Origin of the sequence: Mycobacteroides sp. PCS013 (assembly GCF_049532645.1) — a bacterium.
Lineage (GTDB): Bacteria > Actinomycetota > Actinomycetes > Mycobacteriales > Mycobacteriaceae > Mycobacterium > Mycobacterium gwanakae.
Genome location: NZ_CP150131.1, coordinates 2042322 through 2056200, shown reverse-complemented (window position 1 = coordinate 2056200; position 13879 = coordinate 2042322). Strand labels below are relative to the sequence as shown.

Annotated in this window: 13 protein-coding genes; 7 read left to right on the top strand and 6 right to left on the bottom strand. The window is 65.2% G+C overall.

What is annotated here, in order from left to right:
- Positions 1-14 precede the first annotated feature (14 nt).
- From alc to dctA, 3 genes are read right to left on the bottom strand one after another with little or no spacing between them, the layout of a single operon-like run.
- Complete coding sequence (alc, locus tag RHO23_RS10070) at positions 15-1031, bottom strand: allantoicase (protein ID WP_030093726.1); 1017 nt, start codon at positions 1029-1031, stop codon at positions 15-17.
- Positions 1028-2305, bottom strand: a complete 1278-nt coding sequence (locus tag RHO23_RS10065) for a DUF6986 family protein (protein ID WP_423489020.1) — start codon at positions 2303-2305, stop codon at positions 1028-1030. The genes alc and RHO23_RS10065 overlap by 4 nt, the downstream gene beginning before the upstream one ends.
- 25 nt (positions 2306-2330) lie before the next feature.
- Complete coding sequence (gene dctA / locus RHO23_RS10060) at positions 2331-3692, bottom strand: C4-dicarboxylate transporter DctA (RefSeq protein WP_423489019.1); 1362 nt, start codon at positions 3690-3692, stop codon at positions 2331-2333.
- 92 nt (positions 3693-3784) lie between these two features.
- Between dctA and RHO23_RS10055 the strand changes: the two genes are divergently transcribed.
- The gene (locus tag RHO23_RS10055; protein ID WP_423489018.1) at positions 3785-4351 is read left to right on the top strand and encodes a nucleotidyltransferase family protein; all 567 of its coding nucleotides are present in this window, start codon (positions 3785-3787) and stop codon (positions 4349-4351) included.
- Here the strand turns inward: RHO23_RS10055 and RHO23_RS10050 are convergent.
- Positions 4339-6021 (bottom strand): NCS1 family nucleobase:cation symporter-1, encoded by a 1683-nt coding sequence (locus RHO23_RS10050; RefSeq protein WP_046254003.1) that lies wholly within the window; start codon positions 6019-6021, stop codon positions 4339-4341. The genes RHO23_RS10055 and RHO23_RS10050 overlap by 13 nt on opposite strands.
- Before the next feature lie 40 nt (positions 6022-6061).
- On the opposite strand from RHO23_RS10050, the gene puuE reads away from it, so the two are divergent.
- On the top strand, positions 6062-6988 hold the full coding sequence (puuE, locus tag RHO23_RS10045) for an allantoinase PuuE (RefSeq protein ID WP_423489203.1): 927 nt from the start codon (positions 6062-6064) through the stop codon (positions 6986-6988).
- Here puuE and RHO23_RS10040 read toward each other — a convergent pair.
- On the bottom strand, positions 6943-7683 hold the full coding sequence (locus tag RHO23_RS10040) for an aspartate/glutamate racemase family protein (protein ID WP_070920106.1): 741 nt from the start codon (positions 7681-7683) through the stop codon (positions 6943-6945). The two genes, puuE and RHO23_RS10040, sit on opposite strands and share 46 nt — an antisense overlap.
- A 157-nt stretch (positions 7684-7840) precedes the next feature.
- Between RHO23_RS10040 and RHO23_RS10035 the strand changes: the two genes are divergently transcribed.
- The 5 genes from RHO23_RS10035 to pucL all read left to right on the top strand — a co-directional run bounded on the left by RHO23_RS10035 (position 7841) and on the right by pucL (position 12397).
- A complete protein-coding gene (locus RHO23_RS10035; RefSeq protein ID WP_423489017.1) occupies positions 7841-8551 on the top strand; it encodes a GntR family transcriptional regulator in 711 nt (236 codons plus the stop codon).
- A gap of 119 nt (positions 8552-8670) precedes the next feature.
- Complete coding sequence (locus RHO23_RS10030) at positions 8671-10623, top strand: solute carrier family 23 protein (RefSeq protein WP_070941132.1); 1953 nt, start codon at positions 8671-8673, stop codon at positions 10621-10623.
- Positions 10610-11152, top strand: a complete 543-nt coding sequence (gene uraD, locus RHO23_RS10025; RefSeq protein WP_070941131.1) for a 2-oxo-4-hydroxy-4-carboxy-5-ureidoimidazoline decarboxylase — start codon at positions 10610-10612, stop codon at positions 11150-11152. The genes RHO23_RS10030 and uraD overlap by 14 nt, the downstream gene beginning before the upstream one ends.
- Positions 11149-11472, top strand: coding sequence for a hydroxyisourate hydrolase (uraH, locus tag RHO23_RS10020; RefSeq protein ID WP_070941130.1), 324 nt, complete (start codon positions 11149-11151; stop codon positions 11470-11472). The genes uraD and uraH overlap by 4 nt, the downstream gene beginning before the upstream one ends.
- A gap of 16 nt (positions 11473-11488) precedes the next feature.
- The gene (gene pucL / locus RHO23_RS10015; RefSeq protein WP_423489016.1) at positions 11489-12397 is read left to right on the top strand and encodes a factor-independent urate hydroxylase; all 909 of its coding nucleotides are present in this window, start codon (positions 11489-11491) and stop codon (positions 12395-12397) included.
- On the opposite strand, the gene RHO23_RS10010 is transcribed toward pucL, so the two are convergent.
- Positions 12394-13803: an amidohydrolase family protein gene (locus RHO23_RS10010; protein WP_070920103.1), complete on the bottom strand. Its 1410-nt coding sequence runs from the start codon at positions 13801-13803 to the stop codon at positions 12394-12396. The genes pucL and RHO23_RS10010 overlap by 4 nt on opposite strands.
- Positions 13804-13879: the final 76 nt, after the last annotated feature.

Here is a 13879-nt window from a genome sequence, read left to right as displayed (position 1 = left end):
ACGAGGCGCGACCGTCAACGGTCTTCGAGAGAGGCCCGTCCTGCCGCCGTGAGGTCACCGAAGAGGCGCAGGCGCGCCAGCCCACCGTCGGGGTAGATGTCCAGCCGCACGTCGGTGACGGGCTGCTGGTTCTCCAGCAGGAAACGGTGCCGGGTGTCGGGCTGTAGTGGGGTGCGTGGCAGCAGCGGAATCCAGTCACCTTGGGCGGTCCGGCCTTGCAGCCCCGCCGCACCGGGACTGTTGCCCACGAAATACGAGGTGTCGATCTCAGCCAGGCGCAGTACCCCTTCGCCGGCGAGCCGCACCTGCACCCAGTCGTTGGCATCGTCGCGGCGGCGTGCGGTTTCCCATCCGTCGCCCATCACCCGGGCAACGCCGGGGAACAACAGATTCTGCGGTGAGCTGTAGAAGCGGTTGGAGCAATCGGTCACCAGACCGCCGTTCTCGATGGCGGCCAGGTCGAACTGCCCGGCGTCAAGGAATCGCGGGTCGGGCCGGCCATGGCCATGCACGCGCAATCGGGCGACTCCGCCGTCTGGGTGCATGGTCAACCGCACATGTGTCCACCGTTGTGTGGAGTGGACGTCGAAGACGTTGCGGCTGTCTCCGTAGACCTTGGTGCGCCCGATAATGCTGTGCCAGTGAGTATTCCGCGCGATATCGTCGGCGGGCGGGTACCCCTCGATCTGGGCGGCATCGACCGATATCTCCGGCGGGTAGTTGCCCTTGAACCATGCGGTGTCGACGACGATGCCCGCGATCACACCGGGGACGCCCAGCCGGACGATGGCGGAGTCGTGGCCGGGCTCGCCCGCGGGGTCGCGCCGGCGGCGGGTCTCCCATCCGTCGTACACCTGTCCCTTGTGCCCGAAGGTCGCGGGCCGGTAGTCGGCGGGCCCGGGCTTGATCAGGTTCTCTTTCTCGGCGAAGAGGTCGTCGTTGGCCCAGATCACCGCGCCGCCGAGCGGCCGCAGCGCCAGATCGGGCAGCATCGTGAAATCTGGCAGCCCGGTGGGTGTATTGCCGGTCATTGCTGGTCGGTATCTCCTGTTGTGGTGCGTTGCACGAGTTGGTCCAGTACCGCCCGGTCGCATCCGGGCGCGATGGCGACGACGTCGTCGGGGGAGTAGGCGCCGCAGTCCAGACCGCGCAGAACCCCGGCGGCCAAGGCCTGCGCCGTCGCCGGTTCGTCGATGACACCGCCGCCCTGCCGTTGCAGGTAGGCGACGATGCGCGGGCCGGCCACCGCGAGCGCGCGCCGGTGGAAGCCGTAGGTCGCCAGCCAGCGGGTGATCAGATGTCCCGGGTGCATGTCCCAGCCCTGCCAGTAGCCGCGTTCGAGGGCGCGGGTGACCAGCCGGTGATGTCTGGTGAGTGCCGCCGCCTGCTGTTCGAGGGTGCCGTCGGGGATCACCTGGGTGGAGCCGTCGCATACCCACACCCCGGTCTGCGCGGCGGCGGCGAGCATTACGGCCTTGGCGTGATCGGCCACGGGATGCTCCAGCGACTGATGCTCGGCGGCGATCCCGCATGCCGCGCTGTAGTCATAGGTTCCGTAATGCAATGCGGTGAGGCGCCCCTGCCCAAGATGGATGGCCTTGGCCAGGGTGGCGGTGCCGTCGGCGCCCAGCACTGCTTGCGGGCTTTCGATCTGAAGCTCGAAACGCAGTGAACCATGCGGTAATCCGTGTACCCGCTCGAGTTCGTCGAACAAACGCAGGGCCGCCTCGACCTGAGCCAGCGCGCGGAATTTCGGGATGGTGGTGACGAATCCACGCGGCACGCCCGACGCGCCGTCCAGCACCAGTTCCAATGTGCGTACGCTGCGCCGCAGGTGTTGCGAGGTCAGACCCTTGATCCGGATGCCCAGTACCGCAGGAGGATTGGCCTCGATCGACAGTGAGCGCAAGGTGCGTCCCGCCTTGCGTGCGTCCGCGTCCTCGGTGCCGTCTTCGCGCCAGCCGTAACCGTCCTCGAAGTCCACCCGCAGATCCTGGATGGGGGAGGCGGCAAGCCGTTCCGAGACGCGGGGCAGGACGCCCTGTGTGTCGAGTGCCGCGAGCACTTCTTCGTGGCGCCCGAGGAGTTCGAGCGCGGATTCACCCCACTGCGCAGGGGTCTGCACGCCGGCCAGCGCCGCGCTGACGTACGCGGTGTGGATCGGTTGCGGTTCGCTGCGGCCATCGGGGTAGGCAGACGCCAGCTCGGCGTCCAGACCGGCCACCAGCGCTGCGATGGGAGCCAGCCAGTCGGGACCATCGGCCTCTGGTGGGTGGGACGTAGAAGCCGCTGACACGGGTCCCATGCTCGCAGACTCGCTGCGGCGGCGCTCAGGCGTGTGCAGCTGAGGATTCCTCCTCGGGCTCGTCGGCGACCTGTTCACCGGCAAGAACCGCGCGCATGCGGTCCTTGTCGAGTTGGCCTTCCCAGTTGGCCACCACCATGGTCGCCACGCAGTTACCCAGCAGATTCACCGACACGCGCATCGAGTCCATGATCCGGTCAGCGCCCAGCAGTAGCGCCACGGCGGCCACCGGGATGGCGCCGTGGCCAATCGCCGCGACGGTCGCCGAGAGCGCCAGGAACGATGAACCCGGCACGCCGGCCATGCCTTTGGACGTCAGCATCAGCACCAGCACGGCGGTGATCTGTTCTCCGAGGGTCAGGTCGACCCCGAGGGCCTGCGCGAGGAACAGCACACAGATCGACAGGTACAGGGTGGCCCCATCGAGATTGAAGGAGTACCCGGTGGGAATGACCAGGCCGGTGGTCGTCTTGGAGCAGCCTGCGTGATTGAGCTTGGTCATGATGCGCGGCAGCACCACTTCGGTGGATGCGGTTCCGAGCGCCAGGAAGAGCTCGTCCTTGATGTAGACGACGAATTTCCAGAGATTCACTCCCGCGAAAATCCGCGCGATCACCGCCAGGACTCCGATGAACAGCAGCGCCGCCGCGTAACAGGCCGCGATGAGCTTGCCGTAGCTGCCCAGCGAGCCGATGCCGTATTGACCCACGATGTAGGCCATCGCGCCGAGCGCTCCCAGCGGCGCCAGCCGCATGATCCACCCGATGATGGTGAAGAAGATGTGGCTGAGGTGGTCGATGAACTCGAGGACCACCGGTGGCCCCGATTCGCCGAACTTGGCCAGCGCCAGGCCGAACAGCACCGCGAAGAACAGCACCTGCAGCAGCGCGTTCTCGGCGAAGGCCGACACGATCGAGGAGGGGATGATGCCGAGCAGGAACTCGACGGTATGGGGCAGCTCACCGTTGTTGGTCTTCTTCGCGATGGCCTCGGCCCCCGTCGCCAGGGTGCCCGCGTCGATGTGAAATCCCGCTCCCGGTTTGGCGAGATTGCCCACCAGCAGGCCGAACACCAGCGCAAATGTGGTGACCGCCTCGAAGTAGATCAGGGCCTTGACGCCGATCCTGCCGACGGACTTGAGGTCGCCGACATGGGCGATCCCGAGCACCACCGTGCAGAAGATGATCGGGGCGATCAGCATCTTGATCAGCTTGATGAAACCGTCCGCCAGGGGGCGCAGATCAGCGCCGGCCTCCGGCCACAGCCACCCGATAAGTACGCCCGCGATGATCGCCACCAGAAGCTGGACGAACAGTGATCGGTACCAGGGCGGCTTGTTCGCCAGGCGCACCATCTCACTGGCAGGTGTCTCGATGGCCGTCGACATGTGCGCGACCGTAACGACGGCCTGTTTATCGGATGTGAACACGGCATTCAGCCCGTATTACGCACGGCGCGCCCGTGCGGTTCGATGGACGTATGCAACCGGATACCGCCACGGGCCTCGTCATCGGCGCGGTGCTGGCAGCCGGTGCCGGAAGCCGCTACGGCATGCCGAAGATCCTTGCCGAGAATGGGCGCTGGCTCGAACTGGCCATCGCCGCACTGGACCGGGGCGGTTGCGACGAGATCTATGTGACGCAGGGCGCTGCGCCGGCCAAGATACCTTTGCCCGCACGAGGTATCGACGTCGCGCGGTGGCGCGGCGGCGTCTCGGAATCGGTGCGGGCGGTGCTGGACGTTGCGCACCCGCGCACAGATGTGGCCGGGGTACTCATTCATCTGGTGGACCTGCCATCGGTGGGGCCGGAGGTGGTCGGTGCGGTGCTGCACGCCAGTGAGCGCCGCCGATCGGCACTGGTCCGCGCGACATTCGGCGGTCGGTCGGGTCATCCGGTGTACATCGGCTCGGATCATTTCGGCCCGTTGTCGAGCGCGCTGGCGGGCGACCGGGGAGCCGGGCCGTACCTGGCCGCACGCGGCGATGTGATCGAGGTGCCGTGCGAGCATCTCGGCGATGGTTGCGACCACGATTACCGGCCGTAAATCAGATGCCGCGGCGTGTATCGCATGCCGAGGAGATAGACGGCGAAACCGATACCCGCGCCCACGAACCAGGTAAAGGCGGCCAGATACGCGCTGCCCCAGATCACCGTCGCAATGGCCACCGCGGCACCGACCACCGTCGCGGTCACCGCGACCGGGTTGATACCGCCGCGGTAGTAATACGCCCCCGACGGCGACAGCGTGAACAGATCGTCCACGATGACCGTGCGGCCCCGCACCAGATAGAAGTCGGCGATCAGGACTCCGAAGAGTGGGCCGATCACGGCGCCGAGAATGTCGAGCGTGTAGTGGATGGTGTTGGGGTTGTTGTAGAGATTCCAGGGCGTGATCAGGATCGAGCCGACTGCCGCGATCATCCCGCCGGCACGCCAGCTGATCCGTGTCGGGGCCAGATTGGAGAAATCGAAAGCGGGCGAGACGAAGTTGGCCACGATGTTGATCCCGATGGTGGCGATCGCGAAGGTGAGCACGCCCAGCACCGCCGCGGTGGTGTTGTTGATCTTGTCCACGATCAGCACCGGGTCGGTGATGATGGCGCCATCCTCGCCGCGTCCGATGACCGTTGCGCCGGCCGACACCGTGCACACCGCCAACACGGCGAAGAACAGGAAGTTCAACGGCAATCCCAGGAAATTGCCGCGTTTGACCTCGTCGAAGGTGCGGCCATATCGGGAGAAGTCACCGAAATTGAGCATGGGACCCGAGAAGTACGACACCACCAGTGCGATCGCGCTGAGCACCGTCGCCGCTGCGGCGAACCCCGTTTTCGGCGGGCCCGACGCCAAGCCGAAATGCACGTTTTCCCAACCGGCCGCGACGACGAGATAGAGCGCAAGTGCCAGCATCACCGCATACACCGCGGGCCCGCAGAAGTCGATGAATTTACGTATCGCCTCCATGCCGTTCCAGAAGACTGCGGCCTGCAGTACCCACATCAGCAGGAAGCCGCCCCAGCCAAGGAAAGACAGACCCAGAAAGCCATACTCGTCGGCATTGGCGTAGCGGCCCAGCGAGGGCTCGAACTTCACCGCCAGAAGCACGAAGGCCGTTGATGCCAAATAGGTTTGAATGCCATACCAGGCCACGGCGATGAGTCCGCGGATCACGGCCGGAAGATTGGCGCCGCGCACTCCGAACGCGATGCGCGTGGTCACCGGGTAGGGCACGCCGGTCTGTTGGGAAGGGCGCGCCACCAGGTTGCACAGCCAGTACACCGCCACGATGCCGACCAGCAGTGCGAGCAGCACCTGCGATGCTGAGATTCCCAGCGCGAAAAGACTTCCCGCGAAGACGTAGCCGCCGACACTGTGTACGTCGGACATCCAGAACGCAAAGAAGTTGTAGCTGGTCCAATTCTGAGTCCGCAGCGGCGCCAGGTCGCCATTGGTCAACGCCGGGTCATAGCCGGGCTTGATCACACTTTCCCCGGCAGCACCGTGTCCGCCGGTGGGGGCGATGGCCTCAGCCGTGAGTGTGCCGCTCACACAACCTCCTCCGAATGTCGACCAGCCAGGAAAGCTGGTGACACCCGAAACTAAGCGGCCGGTGTTGCCACCGTGTTGCGCGGAAACAATATTTTCCCGGATCAGAATCGATCCACCGGAACGTGATTCGATGCGGTGAATCGGGCCGCCTACTATCGTGCGCACGATGGCTCATAACGAGGCTGGACAGGCGACACCCCGCGACATGGTGGGTTACGGGCGCACGCCGCCACATCCGCGCTGGCCCGGCGAGGCGCGGATCGCGGTGCAGTTCGTGCTCAACTACGAAGAGGGCGCGGAAAACAACGTCCTGGATGGCTCGGTGGGGTCGGAGACATTTCTCTCGGAGATGGTCCCGGCCGAGGCATTCCCCAACCGGCACATGAGCATGGAATCGCTGTACGAATACGGCTCACGGGCCGGTCTCTGGCGCGTCTTGAGGGTCTTCGAGCGCCGTGGCCTGCCGCTGACCGTCTTCGCCGTGGCGCGAGCTTTGCAGCGCAATCCGGAGGCGGTGGCCGCGTTCGGTGAGCTTGGGCACGAGATTGCCTGTCACGGGCTGCGCTGGCAGTCCTATCAGTTGGTGTCGCCGGATATCGAACGTGAGCACATGGCACAGGCGGTTCAGATCGTGCGCGAGCTCACCGGCGCGGCGCCCCTGGGGTGGTACACGGGGCGAGATTCCCCACAGACCCGGCAGCTGGTGGTCGAGCACGGGGGGTTCACCTACGACTCCGACTCGTACGCCGATGATCTGCCGTACTGGGTTCGGGTGCCAGCCCACGGCGGTGTGATCGATCACCTGGTGGTGCCCTACACCCTGGACACGAATGACATGCGGTTCGCCTCACCGGCCGGATTCCCCAGTGGGGAACAATTTTTCACCCATCTGCGTGATGCCTTCGATTGTCTGTACGCCGAGGGGGAGGCGGGCAGCCCGAAGATGCTGTCGGTGGGTTTACATTGCCGGCTGGTGGGCCGGCCGGCACGCACGGTTGCGCTCGAGCGGTTTCTCGACCACGTACAAGCTCATGAGGGGGTGTGGATCGCCAGACGACTCGACATCGCCGAGCATTGGCGCCGGATTCACCCCGCCGGTATCGACCCGAACGAATCCAATAGTCCGGCATAGGGTTTGACCGGAGGTGTGGCGAACTCGCCGTGCCCGGATTTACGCAGGCCCATCGACACCAACGATTGCACCAGGTTCACCGCGGCCGCCACGCCATCGATTACTGGGAGTCCGATCTCCGCCGAGATATCCCGGCACAGCCCGGCCATTCCCGCGCAGCCCAGCACGATCACCTCGCTGCCGTCGTCGCGGGCCGCGCGGCGGCATAGTTCTATGAGAATGTCCTTGGTCTGGGGATTGGTTTCCAAGTCGAGCACCGCGATATCGCAACCGTGCACGCCCCGGCAGAAACGTGACATCCCATAGCGTTCGGCCAGATCCCAGGCGCGCCCGGCGGTGCGTTCCAGCGTGGTGACCACACTGAACCCCCGGCCCAGGTGAGTGGCCATGTGCATGGCGGCCTCGGCGATACCGAGCACCGGACCGGTGGCAAGTTCCCGGGCCGCATCGAGGCCGGGATCGCCGAAGCATGCGAGTACATACCCGTCGGCGCCTTCGATTTCGGCACGGCGGATTTCGGCCAGCACACCGGGCACACTCAACGCCTCGTCGTAATGGCTCTCTATCGATACCGGCCCCATCGCCGGGTTGACGGCGGTGATGCTGGTTCCCGGCCAGGCCGCCGACTCCGCCACCACGCCGATGGCCTTCGTCATGGCCTCGGTGGTATTGGGATTGATGACGCGTATCCGCATGGCCCACAGGGTACGTCGCCCGCGTAGGGTGCGGGGTGTGGCGTTGTCACAGTGCACCGCGTCATGAAACGTTCGCGTTAACTCTGTGTCGCCAGCGATGGCGGCCTGGCGCGAGCGCTGGGAAGATCGGGTGTGAGACGACGGCGATGGAGGGCGAATGTCACGTACGTTCCGCTACCGGAGGCTGATCAACGAGCTGCGTGCCAATCGGTCCGGGCATGACCAGACGAGCGTGCTCGACGGGCTGCGGCGGGCCATCCTGGACGGTGCCGCGCCACCGGGCTCGATGATCCCCATCAACGAGGTGGCCGACACGTACCAGATCAGCCCGATCCCGGTGCGGGAAGCACTCAAGACCCTTGTCGCCGAAGGACTTGTCAATCATCGGGCCAATGGCGGATACCGGGTGGCTCAGCTCACGCTGCCGGAACTTCGTGAGATCTATTTCACCCGAGGCGTTCTCGAGCGTGCCGCGCTGGCACAGGCGGCAGCGCTGGCAACCTCGGAGGACCTGGATCGAGCGCTGGCCGAACACGAGCTGCTGCAACAGGCAACCATTGAAGGCGATGCGCGTGCATTTCATCTGCATTCCCGGTGTTTTCACCGCGCACTGGTGATTCCCTGCGGCATGCACCGCCTCTTGCACATGTTCGAGGCCACCTGGAATCTGACCGAACCGTTCCAGGTGATGCGGACGGTTTCCGCGTCGGATCAGCTGCGGCTACACGCCGACCATGAGGCGATGATCACAGCGGTGGCAAGGCGCGATACGGAGGCTCTGCTGGCCGTCGCAGCCACCCACCACGACCGCCTGGAGTCGGTGATAGTCGCTGCCGCAGGACAATTGGATGTGATCGCGGAGACGTAGCGTGGCGAGCCGCCGGGAAGATATAGACATCCGGCAACCTGGCCGCAACACGTTCGATCTAGCGTCGCTTCGGCGGTCGGCAGGTAAGCGCGGACGCACCGAGGCAGGGAGGTTCTGCGATGAGGAGAGTCCATCCCGTCGATGAGGTGCCCGCCGCGGGCAAGCTCGTCACCTTGGGCATCCAGCATGTGATCGCGTTCTACGCCGGGGCGGTGCTGGTGCCGCTGCTCATCGCGCGTGCCATCGACCTGGACGCCGAGGCGCTGACCATGTTGATCACCGCAGACCTGTTCACCTGCGGTATTGCCTCGATCCTGCAAGCGGTCGGGTTCTGGAAGATCGGTGTGCGGCTGCCGCTGCTCCAAGGAGTCACCTTCGCGACCCTGGCCCCGGTGATCAAGATCGCCAACGACCACGGCGGCGGCAGGGTGGGACTGCTCACCGTCTACGGTGCCGTCATCGCGGCGGGTGCGTTCACGTTTCTCATCGCGCCATTCTTCGCCCGTCTCATCCGCTTCTTCCCGCCGATCGTGACCGGCTCGGTCATCACGATCATCGGGGTGTCGCTGCTGCCGGTGGGCATCGGTGACGCCGTCCGCAACCCGCACAGCCCCGTCGCCGCGCATGATCCCGGAAACGGGCGTTGGCTCATGTATGCGGTAGGCACCATCGTGCTGATCGTGTTGATGCAGAGGTTCTTCCGGGGCTTCTGGAGCACCATCGCGGTGCTGCTGGGTCTGGTTGCCGGTACCGCCATCGCCTGGATTGCCGGTGACACCGATTTCACGCGGGTGGGTGAGGCGGCCTGGATCGGCTTCACCTCGCCGTTCGCATTCGGTGCCCCGCGCTTCGACGTTATTGCGGTGGTGTCGCTGATCGTGGTGCTGATGGTGACCGCCGTCGAATCCACCGGCGCCGTCTTCGCCACCGCCGAGATCGTCGGCAAGCGGGTGCGCGGCGCGGATATCGCCGCCACGGTGCGCGCCGACGGCATTGCCACCATGATCGGGGGCACTTTCAACTCGTTCCCCTACACGGCGTTCTCGGAGAACGTCGGGCTGGTGCGCCTCACCGGGGTCAAGAGTCGTTGGGTGGTAGCGACAGCCGGGGTGATCATGATGGTGTTGGGTGTGCTGCCCAAGACCGCCAAGATCGTGGAGTCGATCCCGGCTCCGGTACTGGGCGGGGCCGCGATGACCTTGTTCGCGACGGTGGCCGTCGTCGGCATCCAGACACTGGGAAAGGTCGACTTCAACGACCACCGCAACCTGATCATCGCCAGTACCTCGCTGGCCATGGGGATGTACGTGCAGTTCTCTCAGTCCTCGGGCCCGTCAACTGTCCTGGACCACGGGCGCGGTATCGCGGTTCCCGCGCTCCCGGGAATCGACCAGGCCGTACCGGGGCTGCTGCAAATCCCGTTCAGCACCGGTATCACCATGGGCGCTATCACCGCGATCGCCTTGAATCTGTTGTTCTTCCATACCGGAAGCCGGGGTATTGCGGTCGCGGGCGGCGGCGCCATCCGGCTCGCACAGGTCAACGAGATGACGTTGGACGAGTTCCGTCGCACCTTCGGCGCACTTGTCCAAGACGTGCACTGGGTTGTCGATCGTGCCTACCGACAGCGTCCCTTCGCCGACGCACACGATCTACGCAGCGCTTTCCAGGAGGCGATGCTCACCGGTAGTGACGAGGAACAGCTTGAACTGATCAGATCGTTCCCCGATTTGGGCGCCGAGGACGAAGCTGGAGAGATGACGGCCGTCGACCACACCATTTTGCAGACTCTCGACGAGGGCGAGCTGAACAACGTGGTGAGCCTGGCCAATGCCTATCGCGAGCATTTCGGTTTTCCACTGGTGATCTGCGCGCGCGAGACCGAGCGCTATGAGCGGGTGCTGCGCAATGGGTGGAGCCGCATGGAGAACTCCACGACCAGCGAGCGGTCGTTCGCCCTCATCGAGATCGCCAAGATCGCCAATTACCGGTTCGATGATCTGGTGGCCGACGCCAACCCCATCACGACGGCCCGCTTCGGGCGCTTCGAGGACTTCCATGCGGCGCGTTGATTGGCGGGGGATCGAGAGTTTCAACGAGCTCAGCGACGGCCAGGCGATCCACTGGCTCTACGAGTGCTGCGCGTCGCGGATCTGGGCAGTGCGGGTCGCTGCAGGCCGGCCATTCCGCGATGAGGACGCGCTGTACCACCGGGCAGATCTGATTTTGGCCGAGCTGACCGACGCGGATGTGGACGAGGCGCTCGACGGGCACCCACGGATCGGGGAGCGGGCCGATAATGCGGCGTCGCGCCGCGAGCAGTCGGGAGTCACCGGTGCTGACGCCGCGGTACTGGAGCGTCTGCGGGAATGCAATGCCGAGTATGAGGAGCGGTTCGGCTACGTGTACCTGGTCTTTGCGAATGGTAGGCCTGCCGAGGAGCTACTGGCGATCCTGGAGGAGCGGCTCAAGAACGACCCGCAGCACGAGCGCCGGGTGATGAGAATGGAATTGGGAAAGATCAATCGCAGCCGCCTGGAGCGGATGCTGGGTCCGGCGGGCAGGCATGCCGATGACGTCGAGACGGAAGGTGGATTGTGACGGGTTTGAGTACCCATGTGCTGGACGCGGTATCCGGGCGACCGGCGCGGGGCGTGCCGGTGACGCTTCTGGACGATGCGGGCACCGAGCTGGCTAGCCGCACAACCGATTCCGACGGCAGGATCGCCGACCTTACTGGTGCGGTGCTGGCCGCTGGGCGGTACCGGCTGGTGTTCGACACCGGTACCTGGTTCACCGACAACGGGATCGAGGGTTTCTACCCGGAAGTGATCATCAGTTTCCAGGCGGACGGTGGTGGGCATCTGCATGTCCCGTTGCTGCTGAGCCCGTACGCCTACTCCACCTATCGCGGCAGCTGAGAAAGGAAACGCACCAGTGGCAATCGTCCTCGGAGGCAATCAGTACGGCAAAGCCGAGAATCGGGTAGTCAGGATCTATCGCGACAGCCCGCGTCACGAGATCAAGGACCTCAACGTCGGCAGCGCGCTGCGTGGGGATTTCGCCGCGGCCTACACAGACGGCGATCAGCGCAAGGTGCTGCCCACCGACAGCCAGAAGCAGACCATCTATGCCTACGCCAAGGAGAAGGGCATAGAGACCATCGAGCGATACGGCCTGGACTTGGCGCATCACTTTGTGGACGAGTACGAACCGGTGATCGGTGCGCGGATCGAGATCGACGAATATGCCTGGGAGAGAGTCGTTGTCGACGGGCGCGAGCATGACCACAGTTGGGTTCGCAAGGGGCAGGAGGTGCGTACCGCGGAGATCACCGTTGACGGTGTGGGTGCGGCGCAGCGGAGCTGGGTGATCGGTGGTCTCAAAGACCTGGTCGTGCTGAAGTCGACGGGTTCGGAGTTTCACGATTTTCTTGAGGACAAGTACACAATCCTGCAGCCCACCAGTGACCGGGTGATGGCCACCTCGCTGGTGGCCAAATGGCGCTTTGTCGGTACCGATATCGACTGGGATGAGACGTATCTGGGGGTCAAGCGGATCATTCTGGAGCGCTTCGCCACCGTGCATTCGCTGGCCCTGCAGCAGACGCTGTACGAGATCGGCAAGGCGATCCTGGAGGCGTATCCGCTGATCGCCGAGGTTCGGCTCTCGGCACCCAACAAGCACCACTTCGTGTACGACCTGTCACCGTTCGGGCTGGAGAATCCCAATGAGGTTTTCCACGCAGACGAGCGTCCGTACGGGCTCATCCAGGCCATCGTGACCCGCGACGACGCTCCGGAGGCCGGGCCGGCCTGGGACCCGCATCTGGCCTGGCTGGTCTAGCAGTCGCGGTCGAGGTAGCCGGTGATATCGCGCCCACGCACCCGCACCGAGCTGATGGCCGGTTCGCGTAGCCCCATCAGCAGCCGGAACAGCAGCTGTTCGGTGGCCAACTGCTCATCGTCAGACCGGACGCCACGGAAGAGGGTGTCGGCTAACGGTTCCCATCGGTGTGGATCGATGATCAGGAAGTCTGCGTCCTTGCCTTCGTCCAGGTTGCCAAACGTTTCCTCGCGGTCCAGCGCGCGGGCCCCGGCAAGGGTGGCGGTGAACAACAGCTCGGCGGGATGCAGGGACACCGCGGCCGACGCCGGTTCGGACATATGGACTTTGAAGCAGTCGTTCAGTACACGCGTCATCAGCCATTCATCGCCACCGCCCACATCGGTGCCCAGAGCGATGGTGACTCCGCTCTCGACGGTCCGGCGCCACGGCATGGTCCCGGAGCCCAGGAACAGTTGTGAGGTAGGGCAATGCGCGATGGCGGAACCGGTTTCGGCCATGCGTGCCAGTTCGGCATCCTGGCAATGCACGGCGTGCGCCAGGATGCTCCTGCGGCCCAACAGGGTTGAGCCGCCCTTGCGAGAGCCGGGCAGGAAATGACCGTCATAGGTATCCAGATAGCTGCTCACCCCGAACGTGGAGAGAGTGACGTCCACCTCACCGGTGCCGGGCCGGGCGTTCTCGTTGAGGTGCGAATGGAAGTAGACGCCGCTGCCGCGCACCCCGTCGTACAGCTCGCCAAGCGCGGCGAGGGTATCGGGCGTGACAGACAGCGAGAACCGGGGCACCAGCGCCACGTCGGTGAGCGGGCCGCCATGCCAGCGCTCGATTTCGTCGGCACAGAGCTGGATTGCGCGCTCGGTGGTGGTGAGCAGCGGCGCGGCACTGTCGGGCCCGGTGGTCTGCACGCCGCGTCCGCTGACCATCCGCAGGCCCGCGGTGCGTGTCGCCGTGAACAAGGCGGCCTGCGCGTCGGGGAATGCCGAGCCCATCACCATCGCGGCCGTGGTACCGACGGCGATGCGGCGCCGGCAAAAGGTTTCGGCGGTGTGCTGGGCGAGCACCGGATCGGCCAAACGGGCCTCTGCCGGAAAGATGCAGCGCTGCAGCCACTCCAGCAGTTGGCCGCCGCCATAGGAATCGGTGCAGTAGGTCTGCGGGAAGTGCATGTGGGTGTCGACGAAGCCTGGGAGCAGGAAACCGGGGCGATGATCGCGCACCGGCCACGCGGAATATGCCTGCGGCAGTTCGGTATAGGTGCCGCAGTACGCGATCACACCGTCGGAGCTGACCGCCAGCACGCCATCGGGGATCGACTGCAGGTGCGCGGCGGCATCGGCGACACCGGGGGAGCCCGCGATGTGGAAGATATGCCCGCGGTAGACGGTGGCGGCAATCGGGTCCATCGCACCATAGTGCACATCGCACGTCAGGTCCGCAGCCCAAGGGGTACCGGCAGGTCCCGCCGATGAGTCCAATTAC